21 protein-coding genes are annotated in these 23195 nt (G+C 36.5%); 6 read left to right on the top strand and 15 right to left on the bottom strand.

Translation table 11 applies throughout. The features are described 5' to 3' along the window. Positions 1 to 67: 67 nt before the first annotated feature. The gene (locus LV716_RS16455; RefSeq protein ID WP_163418868.1) at positions 68 to 934 is read right to left on the bottom strand and encodes a winged helix-turn-helix domain-containing protein; all 867 of its coding nucleotides are present in this window, start codon (positions 932 to 934) and stop codon (positions 68 to 70) included. A gap of 131 nt (positions 935 to 1065) precedes the next feature. On the opposite strand from LV716_RS16455, the gene LV716_RS16450 reads away from it, so the two are divergent. After that, on the top strand, positions 1066 to 1644 hold the full coding sequence (locus LV716_RS16450; protein ID WP_163418867.1) for a YceI family protein: 579 nt from the start codon (positions 1066 to 1068) through the stop codon (positions 1642 to 1644). A 138-nt stretch (positions 1645 to 1782) separates the two neighbouring features. Here the strand turns inward: LV716_RS16450 and LV716_RS16445 are convergent, their stop codons facing one another. Next, positions 1783 to 2010, bottom strand: a complete 228-nt coding sequence (locus LV716_RS16445) for a hypothetical protein (protein ID WP_163418866.1) — start codon at positions 2008 to 2010, stop codon at positions 1783 to 1785. Positions 2011 to 2054: 44 nt separating this feature from the next. After that, positions 2055 to 3560 (bottom strand): S8 family serine peptidase, encoded by a 1506-nt coding sequence (locus LV716_RS16440; RefSeq protein ID WP_163418865.1) that lies wholly within the window; start codon positions 3558 to 3560, stop codon positions 2055 to 2057. Between the two features lie 353 nt (positions 3561 to 3913). Between LV716_RS16440 and LV716_RS16435 the strand changes: the two genes are divergently transcribed. After that, positions 3914 to 4579 (top strand): DUF1080 domain-containing protein, encoded by a 666-nt coding sequence (locus tag LV716_RS16435; RefSeq protein WP_233759166.1) that lies wholly within the window; start codon positions 3914 to 3916, stop codon positions 4577 to 4579. 127 nt (positions 4580 to 4706) lie between these two features. Here LV716_RS16435 and LV716_RS16430 read toward each other — a convergent pair whose 3' ends face one another. From LV716_RS16430 to LV716_RS16420, 3 genes are all read right to left on the bottom strand, one after another. Further along, positions 4707 to 5090 (bottom strand): VOC family protein, encoded by a 384-nt coding sequence (locus LV716_RS16430; RefSeq protein WP_163418863.1) that lies wholly within the window; start codon positions 5088 to 5090, stop codon positions 4707 to 4709. A 282-nt stretch (positions 5091 to 5372) separates the two neighbouring features. After that, positions 5373 to 5999, bottom strand: coding sequence for a toxin-antitoxin system YwqK family antitoxin (locus LV716_RS16425; RefSeq protein WP_163418862.1), 627 nt, complete (start codon positions 5997 to 5999; stop codon positions 5373 to 5375). Between the two features lie 86 nt (positions 6000 to 6085). Beyond that, a complete protein-coding gene (locus LV716_RS16420; RefSeq protein ID WP_163418861.1) occupies positions 6086 to 6886 on the bottom strand; it encodes a YHYH protein in 801 nt (266 codons plus the stop codon). A gap of 165 nt (positions 6887 to 7051) precedes the next feature. Between LV716_RS16420 and LV716_RS16415 the strand changes: the two genes are divergently transcribed. After that, positions 7052 to 8122 carry a polysaccharide lyase family 7 protein gene (locus tag LV716_RS16415; protein ID WP_163418860.1) on the top strand — a complete coding sequence of 357 codons (1071 nt, stop codon included), beginning with the start codon at positions 7052 to 7054 and terminating at the stop codon, positions 8120 to 8122. 73 nt (positions 8123 to 8195) lie between these two features. Here the strand turns inward: LV716_RS16415 and LV716_RS16410 are convergent, their stop codons facing one another. The 6 genes from LV716_RS16410 to LV716_RS16385 all read right to left on the bottom strand — a co-directional run bounded on the left by LV716_RS16410 (position 8196) and on the right by LV716_RS16385 (position 14885). Further along, positions 8196 to 8762, bottom strand: coding sequence for a hypothetical protein (locus LV716_RS16410; RefSeq protein ID WP_163418859.1), 567 nt, complete (start codon positions 8760 to 8762; stop codon positions 8196 to 8198). A 40-nt stretch (positions 8763 to 8802) separates the two neighbouring features. Further along, positions 8803 to 9858, bottom strand: coding sequence for a M14 family metallopeptidase (locus LV716_RS16405; protein WP_163418858.1), 1056 nt, complete (start codon positions 9856 to 9858; stop codon positions 8803 to 8805). A 195-nt stretch (positions 9859 to 10053) separates the two neighbouring features. Beyond that, entirely contained in the window at positions 10054 to 10947 is an 894-nt protein-coding gene (locus LV716_RS16400; RefSeq protein WP_163418857.1) for a PD40 domain-containing protein, read from the bottom strand. A 280-nt stretch (positions 10948 to 11227) separates the two neighbouring features. Then, positions 11228 to 13393 (bottom strand): hypothetical protein, encoded by a 2166-nt coding sequence (locus LV716_RS16395; protein ID WP_163418856.1) that lies wholly within the window; start codon positions 13391 to 13393, stop codon positions 11228 to 11230. A gap of 146 nt (positions 13394 to 13539) precedes the next feature. Continuing rightward, positions 13540 to 14205 (bottom strand): response regulator transcription factor, encoded by a 666-nt coding sequence (locus tag LV716_RS16390; protein ID WP_163418855.1) that lies wholly within the window; start codon positions 14203 to 14205, stop codon positions 13540 to 13542. 14 nt (positions 14206 to 14219) lie between these two features. Then, positions 14220 to 14885, bottom strand: coding sequence for a helix-turn-helix domain-containing protein (locus tag LV716_RS16385; RefSeq protein ID WP_163418854.1), 666 nt, complete (start codon positions 14883 to 14885; stop codon positions 14220 to 14222). Between the two features lie 381 nt (positions 14886 to 15266). Here LV716_RS16385 and LV716_RS16380 point away from each other — a divergent pair, with 381 nt between their 5' ends. Continuing rightward, a complete protein-coding gene (locus LV716_RS16380) occupies positions 15267 to 17420 on the top strand; it encodes a tetratricopeptide repeat protein (RefSeq protein WP_163418853.1) in 2154 nt (717 codons plus the stop codon). Next, positions 17421 to 18164: a LytTR family DNA-binding domain-containing protein gene (locus LV716_RS16375; protein ID WP_163418852.1), complete on the top strand. Its 744-nt coding sequence runs from the start codon at positions 17421 to 17423 to the stop codon at positions 18162 to 18164. It begins immediately after the preceding gene. Positions 18165 to 18251: 87 nt separating this feature from the next. On the opposite strand, the gene nadB is transcribed toward LV716_RS16375, so the two are convergent. Beyond that, entirely contained in the window at positions 18252 to 19805 is a 1554-nt protein-coding gene (gene nadB / locus LV716_RS16370) for an L-aspartate oxidase (protein WP_163418851.1), read from the bottom strand. 6 nt (positions 19806 to 19811) lie between these two features. Next, a complete protein-coding gene (gene nadA, locus LV716_RS16365; protein ID WP_163418850.1) occupies positions 19812 to 20738 on the bottom strand; it encodes a quinolinate synthase NadA in 927 nt (308 codons plus the stop codon). A gap of 123 nt (positions 20739 to 20861) precedes the next feature. On the opposite strand from nadA, the gene LV716_RS16360 reads away from it, so the two are divergent. Continuing rightward, positions 20862 to 21311, top strand: a complete 450-nt coding sequence (locus LV716_RS16360) for an Rrf2 family transcriptional regulator (protein WP_163418849.1) — start codon at positions 20862 to 20864, stop codon at positions 21309 to 21311. Between the two features lie 7 nt (positions 21312 to 21318). Here the strand turns inward: LV716_RS16360 and LV716_RS16355 are convergent, their stop codons facing one another. Beyond that, positions 21319 to 23112 (bottom strand): hypothetical protein, encoded by a 1794-nt coding sequence (locus LV716_RS16355; RefSeq protein WP_163418848.1) that lies wholly within the window; start codon positions 23110 to 23112, stop codon positions 21319 to 21321. Positions 23113 to 23195 lie beyond the last annotated feature (83 nt).

The raw sequence follows: 23195 nt of genomic DNA, 5'->3' as shown, positions 1-23195 counted from the left end.
ATTAGTTTATATGTTTTCTAGTTGAATCGTTTTTCACTTGATAGGTGTTATTACTGAATAGTAATACTTAAAATTCTAGTTTATAGCCAACCCCATGAATATTGGTGAGTTTAACAGAATGATCTTCTTGTAATTTTTTACGCAACTTAGATATGTACGTATCTAGACTTCTACCTACAATAACACCATTGTCTTCCCACACCTTTTTTGTTAACTCATCTCTTTTTATAATATGATTCGGCTTGGCTATAAATATGCATAACAATTCACATTCTTTTGTAGACAAACTAATTTCGAAACCTTCTTTTATAAGCTTGTTTTGCCCAGGATAAAATTTATACTTCCCAATAGATTCATAATCCCTATAACTATCCTTAAAAATAGATTTCGATTTTTTTCTAAAATATGTAAATACTATCGCCATCAATATTGCAATGCCCAAAAACAGTACATATACAGAACCCGAAGAACCTGAATTTGCCAAGGATGGTTTTACAAACTTGACATTTATTAAATAACATCCTTTTTTTAATTCCCTGTTTCTACAATAGATATCCTTGTTTCCTTTTTTTTCCTGTTTTTTGTAGTAACTATAGGCTACTTCCTTGTCTGAACATTCTAATACTTCTACTAAATAATCCTGGGGCAACCCAGCTTTTTTAAAGCTATTGTTTATATAGATAACCAGGTTATCTGGATAAATACTTAACTGTTCTTCAAATGATAATTGATACTTTAATGTGTCCAAAGTCAACACAGGTTTCACTAGGGTTGTAGAATCTTGGTTGGCCAACAACAAGTGATGTCCCACTTCGCGCAGTGATACGCTAACTTTTTCTGAAAACGAGATATTTTGCCTTTCTGAACAGGACGAAATACCTAGAAATAAGGTAATAATACAACCTTTAAAAAAGTATTGGATATCTATATTCATAATAAGTTTTAAATAACATACAATCCAAGGACTTTTCACAATAGTTGACACTTCTTTTACATTCTTTTGACATTTTTTACTGAGTCTGTCAATAGTTTTATGAAAAATTGATTTTTAAAATAAATACATCTATGAAGAATTGTATTTTTCTACTTATAACTATTAGTTGTTCAGTACTATGCTCATACGCCCAAGAGCAACTTCATATTAACACTTCAAAAAGTGAACTCAAATGGTTTGGGACAGATGTATTAAATGTTGGTGGTCATCATGGTATAGTCCATTTTAAAAACGGTCATTTTATCAAAACCGATACTAAAATTACTGGTGGGTCTTTTATAATAGCTATGAATACTATTGCATTAATAGAAGAAAATGAAGCTGATTATGATAACAGTCTTGTGAATCACCTGAAAAATGAAGATTTTTTTGACGTGAAAAAGTTTTCGGTTGCAAAATTAGTGATAACAAATACCCATTATCATGATGCTACACACTTATCAATAATAGCTAATTTGACCATAAAAGAGATTACAATACCTATAAAATTCCAAGCAGAGGTTGATTTTCAAAAACAACAAATGACTACAAAGTTTAAAATTGATAGAACACGTTGGGGCATTACTTATGAAAGTCAGAATTATAGTGTTAGACTAAAGGACAAGGCTATCTCCGATATGATAGACTTTGATGTGAAATTACGTTTATAGCTCTTACTCGATGCAATACGCATTTTGCTTTCAACCCTTTATCCTAGCTAAAAAAGAGTATTTCATCACATTTTTAGAGAAACTTTACAAGGAATTTTAGTGAAATAGCCTGTACTTTTTTGTGTAGTACAGTTGAGATTAAGAATCCAGCCTTTTGTGATCAATGACAGGTTCAATATTAAAATCATCAGGAGATAACTCGTTTTTAATTTCTATTATTCCATCTTCATCGGTAGAAATTAAAATTCTCTTATTTCTGTAATTATTTATGATCTCTACATTGGAAATCCGTTGAATCAGCTCGGTCCACTCTACATTTGCCGAGTCTTCTTTTCCTCTCTTAATCGCAATAACATACATTCCCATAATCATCAAAGTTAATTATCATTTCAGACTATTTGGTTTGCTGCTTACAGGCTAGGCATTCCTTCTCCTTGATATATGGCGTCCATTCCTATCGACTGCGCATTTTTTCTGAGTAGAAACTTTGCCATTAAAGCTTTAGACTTATTTCTTGGCATTGCAATATATTCGGTTGATTTTGAAAGAATTGCAGCCAAAGCACCACATACGAGGGGGCTAGCCATTGAAGTTCCGTCCATTGACGCGTATGGGGCAATCAAGCCAAATCGTTCAGGAACCGTAGAAATGATCCCAACTCCTGGTCCACAAGCAAAAATCTCATTGCCGAAACAACTAAAATTGGCATGATATAAATTATTGTCACCAAATCGGGCACTATCTTGTGGAAGGCGTATAGAAGGCATGCTGCCAGAAGGACCCCATCCAAGAAGCCCGATTGCAGAAACAGCTATCGTTTCTGAAAAGGCCGCAGGAAATTCCACAGGTCCATTGGAGTTCCCTGCTGCACAGATACAAAGTGTTCCTCTTTCCAAGGCATCCAAGATAGCATCCCTTTCAATATCAGAGCCTTGAGAAGCACCTAGACTCATGTTGATCAAGTCAACACCTATTTCTTTTGAGAGTTCATCTATAGCGTTGGCGATATCACCTTGATTGGCTCCCTCTCCTTTAGGGAAAACCCGCGCAGAATGCAGGTTTACCCCAGGAGCAATTCCTCCATATTGGTTCGCATCCAATGGTCTTGCACCAATACTACCACTAACATGCGTTCCGTGTGAATCTACATCCGCACCACCGGAAAAATCAAATCCTCCGTCGATAAAAGCACCTATATCATTGACATGAGCCAAGTTTTGGTGAGGACCAATTCCTGTATCTATAACACCAACTTCAATACCTTGTCCAAGGTCCTGATCGTACCGACTAATACCCATTTGACGGTGCCACCACCCCTTGAAAGTTGCAGCTTTAGGCAATGCTGGAATGGTTAGGGTTACTGTGCTTTGAGGTCCCCTTACAACCATGGGCCAAAAGCCACCTGCAGGAATTACTATCAACGCAGATGGATTAAAAAAGTGGGAAAATTGAAAGTTTACTATTCCTGATGAGTCCGTTACCAATTCAATTTGTCTTCCAACATTCTCAGGAGAACGAAGAAAAAGTATAACCTGAGTACCCTCTAAAGGAGTGCCCCCTCCCCTAACTGTTACTGTTACTTCTTTAATATTACCGAACTCTACTGGTCCTGACAGCTCGTTACGATCGCTCAAGAGAAAATCCATAGGCCTTATGGAATCATTGTAATGTAAGATTTCAGGTTCTACCATGACATCATTTGGAAGATTACTCATTTTTGCTGTCATTTCTGCTGGCTCTGCTTCAAAAACTACTGTTTTTCGAGAGGTCTCATGTTTAGGTGTATTTTCCTTGATTATACTTGAACCTAGCATGAAATTACTTGTTTTAACGGATTCAAGTGAATCCCTAGAAGCTCTTTTTTCAGAGTCTTGAAATTTACCTGCTCTCCTGTTAGACATAATATACTTCGCCATAACTTTTTACTTTGAATTTAAATTAATAAAACATCCAGATTGTCCAAACTTTGAGTGGGTAGTAAGCGTTAAGTCACTGTTATAACAGGTTTGGTTATTTTTGAAGGAAGACCCAGCAATTCCAACATCTGAATTGTTTCAATTTAGAAATTATCTTAGAAAAACTACTACATGAAAACCTTAAAAAAATTAGGCTTTTTCTTCAACTTAAGAGTTTTTTGTAGCTTTTGCGCTTAAAACAAAATATGGTCAAGAATGTCTTTTTTGGTTCACTAATTTTTCTACTCCTTTTGGTTTCTTGCAGAATCGATAAAAAATCTGAGGTTCAAACTTGGCGGACCAAAAAGTGGGCCATGGAAAACCAAGTACACAATGAGCTATTGGGTATTGAAAAAGAACAGGGCTGGGCATTGCTTTTTGACGGCAAGACCTTAAATGGTTGGCACCTTTACAACAACCCAGATTCTACTGGATTTTCTGCCTGGGAAGTACGGGATGGCACCCTTTTTTGTAATGCTACCGATGAAAGCAGAGTGTTTGGGGATTTGGTCACCGATAGGGAATACGAAAACTATGAATTGGTGTTTGAATGGCAAATGTCGTTTAGGGGAAATGGTGGTGTTTTTATCAATGTACAGGAATCTCCTGACCATAGTGCCACCTATAAGACTGGCCCGGAATATCAATTATTGGAACCGAGCCACATGGATACCAAAACACCTCTGAAACGATCAGGCTGTCTGTGGGGATTATCACCACAGTTAAACAATGTTGAGGCAAAAGCTACTGGACAGTGGAATACGGGCAAAATCATTCAACAAAATGGAAATATTAAGTTCTATCTAAACGGAAAGCTTACCGCTAAAGAAGATTTGACCTCATCAGATTGGAGGACTAAAATTGCTGCTTCAAACTTTAAGGATATGGCTGGTTTTGGAAAAGCAACCCAGGGCAAAATTGCACTTCAAAATTGGTATTTTGATTCTTGGTTCCGTAATATGAAGATTAGGGAGCTCTGAAGTTTTCTCGCGAACCGCAATGTTCTCATAAAACTTAATACCATATTATTGAGTTTTGCACAGGTAATCTAATGAGCTTTAATCGACTTAGGTTTCTAATTTTAATTCCTAAACTTACATAATTACACTATTTGCTTGCTATTCTCCAAGGTGGATTCAGCCTGTTATCGCCACCATAGAACAATACGAGTTGATTTCCATCCGAATCCTTTAGTCTTGCCTCCCTCCATAACCATCTTTGGTCAGTAGGCTCTAGATCAAATTTAATACCGTTTTCCTTGAGCATTTTCACATGTTCATCTAGATTCTTACATTCAAAGTAAATATAGATTCCTTCTCCTTTTGGCAGTTCTTCGGTCTTGTGAATTGAAAAAGTTGAGTTTCCATCAGGACATTCAAATCTTGCATAATGGGGAAAGGATTTCACAATCAATCGTAGTCCCAATTTTTCATAGAAAGGGATTGATCGTGTCAAATCCAATGAAGGAACAGTTATTTGGTTTAGGTTCATATAGTGTCAATCTTTTTTTGAATCTTAAAGCAATTTTGAAAGGTCATTCCAATCGGCATTCAAAATAGTAAATATCAAAACAATACTAACCAATGGGAAGCCCAACGTAGGTATTTTGATCCTTTAATTCATTGTAATTGCTTACCGTCATACCCTTTTTGACCCTAAATGTTTTAGGTTTTGTCCTTGGCAGTAAAAATCTCACCCTCCCATGTAACCTTTTGTTCAAAACTTGTGTATCCAATAAAAGGTGTGAAGGTTTTTTTTGTCAATCAAAAGAAGCTACAACCGCTTTTTATATTGAATATTTTCATCCTCTAAGGAATAACAAAGTTTTGCTTTTTTCAGGCCAAAGGTTCTTCCTTCCCACGCTTCGTAATTGGCATAGAGCGCACCATTTTTTCTAAATGCCTGTTGTAGACCTTCTTCTTTCCCCCTGTTCAAATTCATTTTTTTGAAAAGTTCACCTGTGGGATACCATTTTATTTGCTCTCCATGTGGCTTACCCGTATGATACTTGTAATGGGCAATCAGAACGTGTGCCGAATCTTGCGACCATATTTTTTTCTCTCCATGTAATTTCCCTTTGTCATACGCTGCAACATTTTTAAAATGCCCATCGGGATACCATTGAATAAAGTTGTCTTGCTTTTTTCCATTTAAAATCCCAAACTTTTCCTTTAGCGTATTATCTGGATAATAACTTACAGCAAATCCGGAATAGGGTATACCACTCAATGTCCATATCGATGTTTTGTGATTGTATTCCAGGGCCGATTTTTCGATCAGTGTATCGGGAACCTTCAATACAAGGTCAGCACTATTGCCTAACGATGATTTTCTTTTTTGTTCAGAACATCCCATGAACAGAATGCTTAAAGACAAAAGCGACCAAAAAAATATTTTCATTTCAATATTTTAAATTTCAGTGATTCATCCAAAAAAAGAGGTCCTAAGTCAAAAAAATGATGGATGGTCTCACTTAAACGTGTTGCCTACATAATAGTATTGGGAGTACCTTGCAAATCTCCAGCAAAAAGCGCGATTATGCTCCCAAAATAAAATTCATTGACAATGTGATAATGATAAATAATCTCCCCGTCGCTGTGTGGGGTCGTTCCAAAATGTCCTCCCGATTCATCTAGATCCGTGGGGTAAGAACCATCCGCTTCCCTTCTTCCATATAATAAAAACCCATCCGCCATAATACCTATCAATTTTTCATCATCATAGGAAAGTGTAGTATTCTCGGGGATATCGGAAGATTCGATATGGTAGTGATAACCAGAAGGGCCATTGTGGGCCCCTGCATAATCGAATGTTTGAGCAATTTCTTCTTCTATAGGTCTACTGTCCCCTTCTAAATCATTGAAGATAGGAACTCCCGTTACGGAAATACCAATGGCACCTAATCCAGTCGCTGTGCTCGAAGCTGCCAATTCCGGGGCAGAGGATACGGTTAAGGAATAGCTACGATCGCCACCAATACGACCAGGTGTCTGGCGTATTGCAACTACGGGTTCGATGTATAGAGGGGCTGTCTCCTCCCAGTAGGGTGATGTATGGTTGGGTATACCATTTGATTCAATGGTAATTTCATCTCCATCGTATGATACGGTCACCGCATCAGGATTAAATTCATCAAATGCCGATAATGGTGTACTTACTGCATCAGATATATCATCGGTATCGTCAGTATTATCTGTGTCATCTGTATTTTCAGCATCACTGCTACATGACAACATAAAAAGAATAGCTCCTGAAAGAAGGAAAGATGTTATTGTTGGATACTTCATTTTCATATTTTTTTAATTAAAAAAGAATGTTATGTAACATTAGATGCTTTTTTACACTACTTCTTGCGGTTGTGTTTCATTTTTTTTGATAAAGCAGCAAAAATGCTATGAAGTGAAGTTGTCCGTATGTATTTTTAAACTGATCTTTTATCTTTGATACTACTTATGAAAAAGCAATTGTTTCCCTTACCTACATCATATTATTTTATATTTAGTTTTTTAACACTCGTTGTGGTCACTGCTTGCAGTTCAAGTAATTCGCCTGTAGAAGAACCAGAAATAGTGGATGATTCCAGCAGCGATGCCACAAATGACGATGAAGTGGACACTGATGAGGCACCAGATGGTGATACCGATGGAACGCAAGATGACAATGCAAATGATGATTCTGATACCGACTCAGATTCCAGTGTTCCACCGTCGGATATTTTTAATTTATCAACTTGGAATATCAGTATCCCAACCGATACGGATAATAGCGGTACCGCAGATACCATAAGTGAAAATGACCTGAACAACGGTTACGAAGACCCAGCGTATTTCTATACAGCCGATGATGGCGGTATGGTATTCAAATGTCCCGTTGAAGGATTTAAGACATCTGTGAACACAAGCTATGTACGGACAGAACTACGGGAAATGTTACGCGCTGGAAACACTTCCATACCAACGAAAGGGGTAAACAAAAACAATTGGGTCTTTGGCAGTGCCCCGCAATCGGATATTTCTGCGGCAGGCGGCTATGATGGTGAATTGAAGGCTACCTTAGCCGTAAACCATGTAACAACTACAGGGAGTAGCAATCAGGTAGGCCGTGTTATCGTAGGGCAAATACATGCAAACGATGATGAACCCGTACGTCTATATTATCGTAAACTTCCCAATAATGACTTGGGTTCTATTTACATAGCCCATGAGGAGAATGCCGATGATGAATTTTGGTACGAAATAATCGGAAGTCGCTCAAGCAGTGCCGATAATCCATCGGATGGAATCGCCCTTGACGAAAAATTCAGTTACGCGATAAAGGTCGTTGGTAATGACATGTGGGTGACCATTAGCAGGGAAGGAAAGGAAGATGTTGAGCAATATGTAGATATGACAACCAGTGGTTACGATGTTGGTGGGCAGTATATGTATTTTAAGGCCGGGGTTTATAATCAAAATAATACTGGTGATGCAACAGATTATGTCCAAGCTACATTTTATAGTCTTTCCAATTCACATTCAAACTAGATTAAAGTTCCTAAAAGACTGCTTTATTGTCAAAAGTTTTCGAAAGAGGTAAAAGAATAGGGCATTTATTTTGCTACAAAGCGTTTTTATCAGCTTTATATAACTTGATTGCCTTAAGATAATCTTTTGCTCCGTTCATCGTCATATCATGAATAAAACCATTGAGTTCAGGGTGGTTTCTGTTGACCCAAACCACCAAGGAATCCACTTGTTTTCTCCAAATATCCCAATCTGCATCTTTACATTCCAATTCTTCGATTTTCGATATTTTTCCAGACTCAAAAGAGATTTGATATTGACATGTCATAGGACCGTTTTTTAAAAATTTAAGACGATCCGAATTTAAGGTCACCATAGCTATGGCTTTGTTGTCTTTTTCTTCTAGTTCAATCAATTTGTAAGACGTTCCAAAAATGGAGTCCCATTTAAACACTTCGTAGAAACTATCATGGTCATAAGGCATGACGTAATCTCCCGAAACAGTCGTTAAACTATCGCTTAGAAGGACTCTTAGTGCATCAAAGTCACTTGCATTTCTTGCAGTATAATATTTAGTGACCGTTTCCCGATGGGTGAACTCCTCATTCTTGCATCCTATTAGGAAATACAAAAGAAGCAGTATGATAAAGCTATTTTTCATTAATAGTTTGATGAATTTGTTTACTTAAGCTTAAATTTTTTTAATCATCTGTTTTAGCGCTAATGCACATTACAGTATCATCACTATTTATTGGTGGCGTAGCCAGTTTGTATAGGATGATACCATCTTTTGGAGCTTTGTATTCTTCAAGAACAATCCCAAATTCGTCCGTAGTGTAGCCTACAATCTCGTCTTTTTTAACTGTATCACCTGCTTTATAATCGCTATAAAAGATACCTTGTACATTAGATTTGATATAGGTTTGGTTATTACGGTATATAATATTTGAATGAGGTCCTGTGCCTTTGGCATACATCTGCATAGTGGAAAGCATATTGTACACTCCCTTTTTGATCAGGTTAACATTCTCTTCCTGTACATTGCCCAGTTTACCGCATTCAATACTTAAAGCTGTTTTTCCATCCTGAACCGCTTGTTTGAAGGTATACTTTGCCGCTTCGGTATCTGATATCGTATACGGATAGGAAACTACATATTCAAATCCACTGTTTTCAGAAAGTTTCTTGGCCAATGCTGTTTGTTCTGGCTTCTTTTTATTATCGTAGTAGCATACAAACGGTATTAGGTCTTCACAGGCATCACCGCCATGAACATCAAGAAAAACATCACTAACAGGAATAATATTGGCAGTAATAAAGTGTGCTATTTGTTCTGTAATGCTGCCATCTTCTTTTCCTGGAAAGGCATTGTTCAAATTCTTTTTATCTTGAGGGTTAATGAAAGGGGTTCGGGTAAAAAATGATGCAATATTAGCAATCGGAATAACAATTAGGGTCCCTTTTAGTTGTTTCAAATCAATTTCTTCCATTAATTTCTGCGTAGCCATTATTGGAGGATATTCATAGCCATGAACCCCAGCAACGATAGTGAATACAGGTCCCTCGATCTTACCTTTAAGTATAGAAATGGGTAGAAATCCCTCGTTCCCTGCTTCATCCTTAAAATCGATTCGCATATGTTCTTTGGATAATCGCGTTTCATCGTAAAAGTTCTTTTGAAAAGCGTTTTGGGCGACTAAAGTAGTTGCTGTAAAAAGTAGTAATACAGATAAGAAGGTTTTTGACAACTCTATCATAGTTTTTTGTTCGTATCGATATGTATAGTTAAATATAAACAATATAATTGCCTAATGCGAGGGTGTGGGATTTTATGGATTGACCAAAGTAACTGAATTCAATCTTACCCATTAAGAACAAATTATTTCTGAAGTCAATTCCAAGATTAGAACATCCTAAAGTATTGGTCCTGTAGAACTTTTGTGTTACGATTTTTATTCTTTACCTCTAAAGCTCTCAATAATTTTAGCGTCAACCCAATAAATGTCCTTATTACTCGTGTAGAAAAAATACTTTCCATCTTTGCTGACAAATGGGCAAAGTTCATGATTTTGAGTATTGATACGTTCGCCCATGTTACTAGATTCAGACCAGGTTCCATCTGGATTTTTAAAGCTAATATATAGGTCGCCTTGACCTAGCCCATCTTTTCTTATAGCACAAAAAATAATATAGGATTCGTTAGGGTCAATAAATACATCCGCTTCATAGGCCGAGGTATTGATTGCGTCGCTTAGTCGAATGGCCTTTTGGAATTCTCCATTAACCACTTTTGAAGCGTAGATATCAAAGCTAGACCCATTCTTATTTGACGAAAAATACATTGTGCCGTTGTTGGTGAATGAAATATAATATTCGTCTTGGTTTGAGTTGATGTTAGGGCCTGCATTAATGGGTTCAGACCATGTATCCCCTACCCTTTCTGCATACCAAATGTCGTAATCATCCTTTTTATCCAATCCATCCAAGGTTCTTTGGGAGATAAAGTAGAGTCTATCCTCATTTGGCGAAAGAAATGGGTCGTTATAGCCATATTTTTTATGGGATAAGATTGTTCTAGGTTCACTCCAACGTTCTCCGTTTAGTTTGGAATATCGAATCTCTTCCTTTCCATTAACATTTACACCATAAAAAAATTCAGTAGCATACTTATTAAAAACGGACCCGAACTCATACTCACCTTTTTTGGAAATAAAATCAGGTGCAAAAACTTCTGGAGTTGTTGATGGCGGTTTTTGTTTGAGGTATTTGAGCTTTTCATCTGACTCAGTTTGTCCGTATATATTGAGAAAGATGAATGGGCTTAATAATAGAATGGGAAGTCGCATAGTTGTATGTTTTATTGATTCTTTTTTGGTGCTTTGCCCTTAATTCTTAATTATAGAAAATAAATTTAAGGTAAAAATAGGCGAGTTAGAACAATAAAAATTGTATGAGATTAACATGCCGGCCATATACTCAAATTTTTTCTGCAAGAGCTGCACCAATAGAGTAATAGTACTGAAAATATTTAATGGGGGTTTTCTTAGAAAACCCCCATAATTTACAAACCAGTATTTGACATACAACACCTATTGGCCAGTACTTTCCTTTTGAAGGGTATTGTCATTAATTACAAGGATCATTTGGAGTTATATAAATGGCTGTCGTATCTTTTCTCCAATCGCTGTACACACCATTTCCAGCTTTAATATCATCTACAAGTTCTGGTGCCACAATGATACAGGAAAGATCGGGGTTACCTTCAAGATATGACCTTTCAAGCTTTTTACAGTTATAGAGACCTATAATCCCGTTAAGCTTACTGAAACTTAGCTCTAATCTTTTTAATTCTGTGTTTTTCAACAAGTTGACACTGGTTAAGCCAGAACCAACGGCATTCAATACCTCTAACTTAAGGTTATTGCTGAAATCTAAATTGGTTAAATTTTTACTGTTATTCAAATCTACATTTAGCAATTCTGGGTTATTACTGAAATCCAATCTTGTAAACCCATTGGCACGTGCCCAAAAGGTGCGCAACCGCGGTAGTATGGAAAGATCAAACTTGGTTAGCGCATTGTTATCTACTCTTACTTTGTCCAGAATATTGTTCTCTTCATTCAATTGAATAGACGCCAAATTGTTGTTGCTATTGATTTCTAGTTCTCTTAGCCCGTACAACTCTCTCAAATCCAAAGAGGTAAATCCTGAGGTAAATATTGACAGCCTAGATATAGGCAGCGGTTTCCCACCAGAAAAACTTAAGGTCTTTAGATCTGGAATCGCAGTAATTGTAAGCTCTCTAAGACTCTTAAAAGCTTCAATACCCCTTAGGTCTGTAATTGGTAAATTGTTTATTTCCAATTTGTCCACATTAGCGACATTTAACCGAGTGAGCTTACCATCTTGAACATCATCGTATCCCTCACTTATTAAGAAACGTTCAAACTCCACATCATAAATAGTCACCTCATCAAAACCAGTACAATCCACTGCATAACCTGTTACCGCATTAATGCTCCAAGTTGAAAACCTTCCTTGGAACTTATTCGCCATATCTACATCGACCTGTGACCCAAGTGTAATACAGCTCAAAAAAACACCTCGCTCATTAAATGTATTTACCAAGTTAAGCGCTACATTTTGTGAAAGGTCCAGATTGGTTAACGGGTTATTGGTCAAGAAAAGCACTTTGAGCAGCCTGTTTTTGGTCAAGTCTATCGTCTCCAATTGGTTATCCCAGAGTCTAAGGGTTTCAAGTGCCGTGTTTTTTGTCACATCAACAACTTTAAAGAGGTTTTCGTTCATCGAAAGCCCTTTTAAAGCCACATTAGCCGTTAAATCAATTGTTTCTATTTGATTTTTGTCAAGTAATAGTTCTTCTAGTTTTAGGTTTTTGCTCAGGTCTACAGTCTTTAATTTATTATTACTGGCAGCAAGAACTTTTAGTCCTGTAAAAGCTTCGATACCTGTCAAGTCTGTAATTTCTTTGTTGTCAATGACAAGTATCTCCTCCTTTACTACCTTGGACCGCCTAACTTTGCCATCTTCAACATCATCTATATTCAATTCAATAAGTGCCTTTTCAAAGTTAGCATCCGGAATCTCCACAATTGCAGAAACGACCGCTTCACAATAGGTGGACAAACCAGGATTGTTCAATAGTTTCCAATTGGCATACCTTCCTTCCTTCTTTACAGCTTTTTCAACTTCTTCGACTGAAGCTAATTGAATACACCTAACCTGATCATCCGCGGCCAATGAGACACTGGTCAATGCCGTATTGTTACTTAAATCAAGTACAGTCAACTTATTGGCACTTACATCAAGGGATTCCAAAGCTGTATTAACAGAAAGGTTTATCGAAGCAATTTGATTTTCCCTCAAATCCAACGTCTTTAATTTGGTATTATTGACAAGATCAATTTTTGAAAGTAAATTCTTGGCCAAGTCCACTTGTTCAAGATTGACATTCTTGGATAAATCCACATCACTGATTTTATTGCCAGAGGCCTTTAAGGTTTTTAAAGCCTTAAAATCAGCGATACCGGTCAGGTCTTCAATTGCTTTGTTGCCAATATCCAAAGAGGTCAATTTTTCAATATTCTTTGTTTTAACAAGATTATCCTCTTTATCATCCAGATCAAGGGATATCAATGCCTTTTCAAATGCATCATCAGGAATTTTTGTTGTTTTTGTTTCCGCAGAATTTCCAGGCTCTTCATCTTTAGAGCAAGAGCTGGAGATTATGGCAAGCGATAGGGCAAATACATAAAATGGTCTTTTTATCATTTTTTGATTATTTGGGTTAAAAAAAAATAACAAATACAAAAAAGGAACATGTTTGCCTTACAGTTCCATTTCATATTTGTTCTGGCACAAAGGTATTTTATGCATATATGCAGAAACAGTACCCTTTTTGGGTATATTTTAGTGGCTTATTGATTGGAAAATAGATAGAAGTCAGTAAGGCTAAAATTAAAACAGAAATCGGCCAACTCCTTTTTGTTGCTGATTTTCAATTTTTTGTAAATGTTCTTTTTATGTTTTTCTATAGTATGGGGAGATAAAAACATATGTTGGGCAATCTCAGTGGCACTACAGCCCTGGTATACCATTTTGAGCACTTCTAATTCACGTTGTGACAACTTTCCCAATATATGTATCTTCTTTCTTGTAAACTGTTGCTTGTACTTTTCCTTGTTGATAAGAAGTTCAAATTTGAAAGTATAATTTATAGGATAGCCTAAAAAACACCAGCAATTTTTATATACGCACCATTTTAAGGTCACCAAGTACGAAATAGCACTTTTTTCAGTCAGCACTTTTTGAACGCTCTGCAGTACACATGATTTTTCCCTATCAACGCTCAGGATGCGTTTAACAAATTCAACTCTATCTTCTTTGGGCATATATTTTAAAAAGGCATTTGGTCCCTTCCCCATTGTTTCAAAAGAATCATTGAAGACATTAAAAGCACTTGGATGTATATAATCCACACTTCCAGTTTTTGAAAAAACAGCATATATGCCGTAAAAATTTTGCGGCAGTTGGTCAGGGTCTTTAATCACAACTTCTAAAATATCCAAAGCAAGCTTTTCCATTGGGCGATATAGCTTTATAACAGATTGAACACCCTACAAAAATGATAGAGTGCAAAGTAATTGTCGACCTCAATCTTTCGATAGATGTTTTTCCGATATTTTTTTACTGCATTCGTAGATATTTTTTGAAAAGTGGCAATTTCAGAAGCGCTATATCCTTTACCAAACAAGCCAGCAACCTCCAATTCCCTAGAACTTAACAAATCATACTTATACTGATGCCGTTTTATATAATCGGCCTCTTCAAAAAAATACATCACCAAATTATTGAGTATCCCAAGAGAATCAATGGGTATGCTCATATTCACTATTCTTTTGTCCACGACTTTACCAATCGTGTAAAAAGTTGAAGAAAACTGAGTTGGGGCATAATGAATACGCTGGGCAAACTCAACATGATGTTGTTGATCAGAATTTTTGAGGTAATTTTCGTTAAGGCGAACAGCATTTTGCAAATCTGAAACATGTACACTTTGGGCAAGAATAAGTGCACCACGAGTTTGGAGGTCTTCTTTGGCAATATCAAACCCCCCCATTAGCTTGGGGCAGAATGCTATTGGTTTAAAGTTATCCGCATCATTAATATGAAGATACAAGGGAAGATATGTACTGATCTCCTCTACCGTTTTTTCATTGGAAACTATCTGGTCAATGATGTATTGTATCGTAAAATTAGTCATGTTGAGACAACTTTATATAGAATCCTTTGCTTGGGCACAAAGCCCATATACGATCTTAGACCAAGTTCCAAGCATGAAACCGCAACAATTTGATTAATTCCGTTTTATAGCTTTAAAGAAGTACAAACCTAACAAGATACCTAGTGAGAAATAATGTTGTTTTTCATTCGTCCGTAAAAATGAAATATTTGTCCTTGATCGTTAGTTATTCGCTATTTCAACAATATTCCACAAGCATGTAAGTCTTAATTTTCATTATCTCTTTTAACTATCAAATGTTATAACTCATTACATTTGTGGACTTCTTAATACCCTACATGAGCTTTATAAACCATAGGTGCCAATAATCCCAATCATATTTCGATTTATCATTTACCAGACATGAAAAAGACTTTACTATTTGCTTTAGGCTGTTTATTAAACCTTTATGGTTTTTCGCAAAGCGATGAAAAGGTAGATTCAATATTAAAAAGGATCGATTCCAAAATCCCAAAAAAAGAAAAAATCGATCTATATATACTGTTAGCGGAAGAACACGCTTACTTGGATTCTGCCAAAACCGCTATGTATGCAGAAAAAGCAATAACTCTAGCTGAAGAAATAGATTTTCCAGAGAGTATAGCCGATGCATATTACGAAATAGGATGGGGCAAAATACAACATGGCGCCCCTTATCAAGAAGCAATTAAACCATTTGAACTGTCCTTAAAATATTCGGAGGAATCAAAATATTATTCAGGAATAGCAAATGCGTTCAATGGTATGGGCATGATACATAAAAATATGGGACAATATGATATGTCCATTGATTTTTATAAAAAAGCTTTAAAAATTCAACAAGAACATGAAATTGATACTGGCTTGGCCAGTAGTTATACAAATCTTGGTTTAGTATATAAATTACAGGGGAATTATATCGATGCTTTAGATTACTACAACAAAACATTGCAAATTGATTTAGAAAGCGGCAACAAAAATTATATTGCTGGGAGTTATGCCAACATTGGTATCATTCATAAAATGTCTGGTAATTATCCCGAAGCATTAAAATATTATTTTGAATCCTTAAAAGTCAGTGAAGCATTAGGAAATCAAAAATATATTGCAAACAACTACAATAACATTGGCGGGTTATATCACGAACAAAATGATTATCAATCAGCATTAAAGTATCACTTGAAGTCATTAAGTATTAGAGAGGAGATCAATGATAAAAAAGGAATTGCTACAAATTATTCAAATATTGGAATAGCCTACAGTGGATTAAAAGATTACGTAAAAGCCTATGATTATCAATTAAATGCATTAGAATTACAAAAAGAATTGGGCGATAAAAGAGGGGTGGCAATCGCCCAGATCAATATTGGTGAAAATTTTTTAGCAGAAAAAAAATACAATGAAGCCATCCCGTTTTTAAAAAAAGGAATAGACATAAGCAATAATATAGCAACTACGGATATTTCTATTTCAGGAATGAACCTATTGGGTGAATGTTTGTTTGAATTAAAAAGATATCGGGAAGCAGAAAAAATCCTAAAAGAAACCGTTTTAAAATCTAGAGAAACAGGTCTTCTCAAAGAAACACAAATTGCATCTGAAAACCTGACCAAAACCCAAAGCGCTTTAGGCGATTATAAAGCCGCACTCAAATCGTATGAGTTGTACCATGTAATGTACGACACGCTTTTAGGAAAAGAAAAAACAAAACAACTTTCACAGCTACAAATTCAATACGAAACAGAGAAAAAAGAACAGGAAATTAAAAGCTTGGCCCAACAAGCTTCTATCCAATCCTTAAAACTGAAACAAGCAGATTTTAACAAGACCATCCTTGCAGTTGTGGTCGTATTGACAATTTTAGTTGGACTAATCTTATTCTTGGTTAGCAGGCAGAAACAATTAAAATTAAAACAAAAGGCGCAAAATATAGAACAAAACCTGTTGCGGGTACAAATGAACCCACACTTTATCTTTAATGCAATGACTTCCATACAGGACTATATGAATCAGGGTGACGCAAAGCAAGCCAGTATATACCTTATGAAATTTTCCAAGTTAATTAGACAAGTACTTGATAATTCGAGAAACGAACTCATCCCTCTTGATCAAGAGATAAACATGTTAGAAAACTACCTAAGTATACAAAACCTGAAAAGAGAACACCCTTTTGCTTTTAACATTGAACTGGAAAAGGATCTAAATCCTGAAGAAATTACGATACCGCCCATGTTTGCTCAACCATTTATAGAAAATGCCATTGAGCACGGAATCACGTCTATCAAAAAGAACGCCACCATCCATATTCATTTTTCCATACAAAAAGATAGTTTGATCCTAAATATTTCTGATAATGGAGAAGGTGTGGAAGAAACGATGAAACTTAAACAAAAAGATTATATATCCCACGCCATAAAAATTACTGAAGAGCGAATTGACCTGTATAGAAGAATGCAGAAGAAAGAAATCACTTTTAATATCAAAAATCTTTCCCAGGGTACTCAAGTAATCTTTAATTTACCATATCAATACATATAAATGCAGGCAATACTAATAGACGATAATCCAGCGGCCAGAAGAAGTCTTGCAAATCTAATTCAGGAATATTGCCCTCATATTCAACTATTGGGAGAAGCCGCTACCGTAGCTGAAGGAATACAACTGATCATCGAACAAAAACCCCAATTGGTGTTTTTGGATATTGAGATGCCAGATGGTAATGGATTCGATTTATTAAAAAAGTTACCGGAAATTAATTTTCAAGTGATTTTTATTTCATCTCACGAAAAATATGCGCTTAGGGCTATAAAACACAGTGCATTGGACTATATTTTAAAACCTATTGATCCAGATGAACTAATTGAAGCTATTAAAAAGGCAAAATCAGAGGTCTTAAATCATAAAACCTTGGAAAAGATACAAACTCTAATTGTTAATACCACTGACCATCAAAAAGCTCCTACAAAATTGGTCCTAAAAGACAAATATGGTATTCAAATTGTATCAATATGTGATGTTGTCTATTTGGAGGCCAATGGGAGTTATACCCATTTCCATATTCATGATCAAGAAAGTCTCTTGGTATCTAAGGGCTTAAAAGAATATGAAAGTATAGTATCAAACGAACAATTTTTCAGATGTCACCAATCGTATTTAATCAATCTGGACTATTTGTTAAGATATGATGGAAGAGATGGTGGTTTTTTACTAATGAAAGATGGGAGTAAAATTCCGCTTGCCACTAGGAAAAAAAATGCATTTCTAAAAATTATCAATTCTTAGACCAGCCTTATAAGTGCATTGTCTGCCGTTTATCCTCACATTTTATTCTTCAATTACTATAACCCAAAATGACACCTTTTTTTGCAATTATAGATTATCCATATTAAAATACCCGCCTTTGTTATCCTTTCTGTCGAGTGATTGACTAATTATTAGATGGGCGACATTGATCATATTTCGCAATTCACATAGTGCCGTGTTTACCTTTGCCCCATTATAAAACTCCTCTATTTCCCTATACATCAAATCCAAATGTTTTGCAGCTTGCAATAATCTATGATTACTGCGTACGATACCTATGTAGTCACGCATTAGAGCTTGTAATTTCTTCAAATTATGTGTTATAACAATATGCTCTTTAGAGACACGTGTTCCTTTATCGTTCCAGTCCGGAATAGATATTGCTCTTGGTGAAGTCGGATTAACTTGAAGGTATTCGTAAATATTATGGGCATAGACCAATGCTTCCAATAGGGAGTTTGATGCCAACCTGTTTGCCCCATGCAATCCGGTTCTGGAACACTCCCCACATGCAAAAAGATTGTTTATTGAGGTTTTGCCATCTGTATCCACCACAATACCGCCACACAAGTAGTGTGAAGCTGGAACTACTGGTATCCAATCTTTTGCTATATCAATATGTTGTACGGCACATTTTTCATAAATATTTGGAAAATGCGCTTTGAACTTTTTCATATCAAGGTGGGTACAATCCAGATACACATGTTCGTCTCCAGTTTTTTTAAGTTCATTGTCAATACTTTTTGAAACGATATCCCTAGATGCCAATTCTGCGCGCTCATGATAATCCAGCATAAATCTGTCCCCGTTCTTATTGCGCAGATACGCACCAAAACCCCTTACGGCTTCAGAAATCAAAAAGGACTGACCTTCCTCAAGACTATACAATGCCGTTGGATGGAACTGAACAAATTCCATATCAGAAATTCGTGCTTTTGCCCTGTAGGCCATTGCAATGCCATCCCCTGTTGCAATAGCAGGATTCGTAGTATGCCCATATACTCTACCGATACCGCCAGTAGCCAGTATTGTTGAACCAGCTTTTATAGTTTTTATGTTTCCGGTTTTTTGGTTGAGAACATAAGCACCGTAGCAAGAAATATGTTCTGGATTCATAATCTGCAAGTGATGCTCTGTAATAAGGTCTATTGCAAAATGATGGCTCAATATGGTAACATTGGACAATTGATAGGCACGCTTTAACAATGCGTTTTCTATCTCGTAACCCGTGATGTCCTTATGATGCACAATGCGAGACTCGGAATGTCCTCCTTCCTTGCCTAAATTCAAATTACCTTTGACATTCCTATCAAAATCGATTCCCCATTGTATTAGGTTTTGAAGTCTTTTTGGCCCTTCTTTGACGACCATTTCCACAACCGATGCTTCACATAGGCCATCGCCAGCTGCTTGGGTATCTCTTATATGCTTATCAAAAGAATCTTTATTGGTGTCCAAAACGATGGCAACTCCACCTTGGGCATATTTGGTATTCGATTCCTCTTCATCGGCCTTGGTGACCATGAGAACTGTCTTATCATGAAATTTTTCCGCAATTTTTATGGCGAATGTCAATCCTGCAATTCCTGAACCAATTACGAGATAGTCTACCGAAACCATTTATGCCTAATTTGAACGCTCTAACATCCGCTCAATCGGAACAAGAGCCTTTTTTCTAATATCTTCAGGTACATCGATCTGTGGGCTTTGATACCTTAAACAGTCATATAGTTTTTGAAGTGTGTTGACTTTCATATAGCTGCACTCACTACAAGCACAGGTGTTATCCTCCTCTATCGGTGCTGGAATCAATTCTGTGCCCGGGACTGCCTTGCGCATCTCGTGCAATATACCAGCTTCAGTGGCAACTATGAATTTCTCTTTAGGATGTTCTTTCACAAATTTTATCATCCCGGCGGTAGAGCCTACATATTTAGCCGTTTTTAAAATGTGCTCTTCAGATTCTGGGTGGGCAATAATTACCGCACCAAAGTTTTTTTGGTACAGATCCAATAACTTATCCATGCAAAATGCTTCGTGTACAATACAACTACCATCCCACAATAACATATCCCTGCCTGTCTGTTTGATGATATATTTGCCCAAGTTCCTGTCCGGCGCAAAAATAATAGGTTTGTCCTTTGGTACGGACCGTACTATTTCTAGGGCGTTTGAAGATGTACATACTAAATCGCTCATTGCCTTTATTTCTGCCGAACAGTTGATATAGGTAATTACAATATGATTTGGATGAGCATCTAAAAAGGCTCCAAAAGCTTTTGGTGGACAAGAATCGGCCAAGGAACAGCCTGCTGTAAGATCTGGCAATACAACTTCCTTTGTGGGGTTGAGAACTTTTGCCGTTTCCGCCATGAAGTGAACCCCAGCAAATACAATGATTTCCGCGTCAACCTCAGAAGCCTTTCGGGACAATCCCAGACTATCCCCAACATAATCCGCAACCTCCTGTATTTCGGGACGCTGGTAATAATGTGCCAGAATTATAGCGTTTTTCTCTCTTTTTAATTGCTGTATTTTTTCTACTAAGCCCACTGTTCAAGGAAAATAAATATATAACTGGGAAAATTAAGAACCTCCCACAAAGGCAACAATGATAAAAATCATAATAGAGTATAAAATGGTCTTTTTATTATATTTGGCCCTTAAAAAAGTTAGATGCTCTCCAATGCCTGCAAATATGCCATAAGGGCAATATTATATTTAGCAATACACAGTGATAAGACCCATAAAATAGGGGTGAAAAAAATTGCTGATGAAATAGAGATTCCAAAAGCTTTTTTGGCGCAATTGTTAAGACAACTTACCGCCAACAAATTGATATCCTCCGCCATGGGGCCTGGTGGTGGATTCTTTCTTGATCCAAAAAACAGGGAGAAATCAGTTTGGGATATCATATCCTGTATTGATGGAACCTATAAACTGGATCAGTGTTTTTTAGGTCTTTCCGAATGCAATGATGAGAACCCCTGCCCTGCCCATTACATTGTATCTCCTTTCAAAAAAAAATTATTGAGCGATTTTAGGGATAAAACAATTTCCAAGCTAGCAGAAGAAATAGAAAGAAAAGGAACGTTACTCTCTTTAAAGGGTTTTGAACCTAGCTGATACCAATTTAAATGTTATCCAATTCTGAATCTATCTGGCCCAAGGTATTTTTTCCCTTTTCCAAATCCTTTAAAATTTGAAGCCTGGAACTTTTAAAAGTAGTTTTTAAGCTCCCAAAAATATGCTGATAGTAGGAAATTCCTTCATTAAGGTTCTTTACAAATGTTGACAGGTATTTTTTTCGTCTGTTATCCATAGAATCTTTTACTTCATCTAGTTTACTTTGTAGAAAGTCAATATAAATATGAAGTTCTTTTATAAACATATTTGGACGATCAGTTCTTGTAACCACATTGGATGCTCCATAGATATGATCTGTAATTTCTTTTAAACTCATCTCCTTTGAGAAATATGCCATGTTTGGCCCTGGGCAAACCGAAACGCCGTCTCCTTCCTTTTTTGTATCCAAATCATACTTTAACAGCGCAGCCGTTCCCAATCCGACACAGGCACATGTTTTTTGCACGATTTTATCGTATTCCTTGCTGTAGGTTTCTTTGGAAAGCCCTTTCGTATCCAATTCCTTGATCTTTAGGTATTGATATTGACGCGATGCGGTACAGATGCCTTTTTCTGTAAATTCCTTGTTTAGGGCAACATGTTTTTTAGGACAGGAACTTCCTGGCCGACCCTTCACTATTAAAGCTAACTTTTCATCGTCTTTTGTATTTCCCCTAAGGTTATTAAAGGGTACGCCCAACGGAGATACATCACTCAGGTATAGATCATCTTCTTTAGCGCTGACCAATTTATCCAATGTACTTTTATCTACAGTAGTCGCTTCGGGTACCAAAAGAAATGGAGATCCCCAACCTACTGAATCTACCTTGTAATGATCTAATAAAAACTGATGTTCCTCTGCTGTGCCCACGCCTCCTTGTGCAGTAATTTTAACTGGTAACGGCGATTTGGGGACAAAGGCTTCTTTATGGGAAAGGGCTTCGATGAAAATTTGATGTATTTCTTGAATCAATTCTTCTTTCTTGTCCCTAAACTGGGCCAATATAGGTCCCATAAGATATCCATCCGTCGCAAATGCATGCCCCCCACAATTAAGTCCGGATTCAATTCTATATTCTGAAACCCATAATCCTTTCTTTGCAAGAAACTTTCCTTGTATCAAAGCAGACCTGTAATCACTCACTTTTAAAACTATTTTCTTTTTGATTTGCCCTTCCATGTCAGGATAAAAATCCTCGAATTCTTCCATATAACTATATAGCCTTGGGTTCATCCCTGCAGAAAGTATTACCGAAGAGGATAGCTTACTATTGGCATATCCCCTTAGAGCAGCATGGGCATCATTATATTCAGTAGGCAATTGCTTGTCTTTTACGTAGTTTTCCTTATCCACTTTGGTCATAATATTGACATCTATACTACCCATGGAAAGATTTGTTTCCAATACATCCCTAAGCTCTTCCAAATTAAACCCATTTGAGGTCAAATTCTTAAATTTCTCTTTTAGAACCGAAGTATCCGGCAAGATATTAAAGTGCTGTTTTAACTCATTGCTGTACCCTGAAGTAATATCTTTAAGTTTTTTAAACTTTTTTTCTGCTAGATCGTTAATCAAATTAAGGTAGGAAGTAATCCTTTTGGCTCTGAAATCCTCTATGCTTTCTGTAATTTCGTGATAGGGTACTTCGAACATATCACAGTACATTTTTCGTATTTTTTCCAATAAGATATCATCGACCAAGGAAATAACCGAGTCTATGCCCAAATGAGAAACTTTTAAGGGAGTGTCAATGGTAAAGCCTATCCCCATCACAGGAATATGAAATGAATGTAATTGCATTGGGACTAATTTGTTTTTAATTATGTAGTCGCGGATTTTCCGTCAGACCCTTGTTATAGCAGTCTCGTCTTATAATTCAGCTC

This window comes from Flagellimonas sp. HMM57 (assembly GCF_021390175.1).
Lineage (GTDB): Bacteria > Bacteroidota > Bacteroidia > Flavobacteriales > Flavobacteriaceae > Flagellimonas.
The sequence above is the reverse complement of the archived record's forward strand: the minus strand, read 5'-3'. Positions and strand labels throughout refer to the sequence as shown.

Bases quoted from the DNA above. Each gene is read 5' to 3' on its own strand.
- LV716_RS16440 (WP_163418865.1), bottom strand. From the start codon at position 3,560: ATGGCGAAGTATATTATGTCTAACAGGAGAGCAGGTAAATTTCAAGAC.
- LV716_RS16435 (WP_233759166.1), top strand. From the start codon at position 3,914: ATGGAAAACCAAGTACACAATGAGCTATTGGGTATTGAAAAAGAACAG.
- LV716_RS16425 (WP_163418862.1), bottom strand. From the start codon at position 5,999: ATGAAAATATTTTTTTGGTCGCTTTTGTCTTTAAGCATTCTGTTCATG.
- nadB (WP_163418851.1), bottom strand. From the start codon at position 19,805: ATGGTTTCGGTAGACTATCTCGTAATTGGTTCAGGAATTGCAGGATTG.
- LV716_RS16395 (WP_163418856.1), bottom strand. From the start codon at position 13,393: ATGATAAAAAGACCATTTTATGTATTTGCCCTATCGCTTGCCATAATC.
- LV716_RS16430 (WP_163418863.1), bottom strand. From the start codon at position 5,090: ATGAACCTAAACCAAATAACTGTTCCTTCATTGGATTTGACACGATCA.
- LV716_RS16390 (WP_163418855.1), bottom strand. From the start codon at position 14,205: ATGGAAAAGCTTGCTTTGGATATTTTAGAAGTTGTGATTAAAGACCCT.
- LV716_RS16450 (WP_163418867.1), top strand. From the start codon at position 1,066: ATGAAGAATTGTATTTTTCTACTTATAACTATTAGTTGTTCAGTACTA.
- LV716_RS16360 (WP_163418849.1), top strand. From the start codon at position 20,862: ATGCTCTCCAATGCCTGCAAATATGCCATAAGGGCAATATTATATTTA.
- LV716_RS16355 (WP_163418848.1), bottom strand. From the start codon at position 23,112: ATGCAATTACATTCATTTCATATTCCTGTGATGGGGATAGGCTTTACC.
- LV716_RS16385 (WP_163418854.1), bottom strand. From the start codon at position 14,885: ATGACTAATTTTACGATACAATACATCATTGACCAGATAGTTTCCAAT.
- LV716_RS16375 (WP_163418852.1), top strand. From the start codon at position 17,421: ATGCAGGCAATACTAATAGACGATAATCCAGCGGCCAGAAGAAGTCTT.
- LV716_RS16420 (WP_163418861.1), bottom strand. From the start codon at position 6,886: ATGAAGTATCCAACAATAACATCTTTCCTTCTTTCAGGAGCTATTCTT.
- LV716_RS16445 (WP_163418866.1), bottom strand. From the start codon at position 2,010: ATGGGAATGTATGTTATTGCGATTAAGAGAGGAAAAGAAGACTCGGCA.
- LV716_RS16410 (WP_163418859.1), bottom strand. From the start codon at position 8,762: ATGAAAAATAGCTTTATCATACTGCTTCTTTTGTATTTCCTAATAGGA.
- LV716_RS16400 (WP_163418857.1), bottom strand. From the start codon at position 10,947: ATGCGACTTCCCATTCTATTATTAAGCCCATTCATCTTTCTCAATATA.
- LV716_RS16415 (WP_163418860.1), top strand. From the start codon at position 7,052: ATGAAAAAGCAATTGTTTCCCTTACCTACATCATATTATTTTATATTT.
- LV716_RS16380 (WP_163418853.1), top strand. From the start codon at position 15,267: ATGAAAAAGACTTTACTATTTGCTTTAGGCTGTTTATTAAACCTTTAT.
- LV716_RS16405 (WP_163418858.1), bottom strand. From the start codon at position 9,858: ATGATAGAGTTGTCAAAAACCTTCTTATCTGTATTACTACTTTTTACA.
- LV716_RS16455 (WP_163418868.1), bottom strand. From the start codon at position 934: ATGAATATAGATATCCAATACTTTTTTAAAGGTTGTATTATTACCTTA.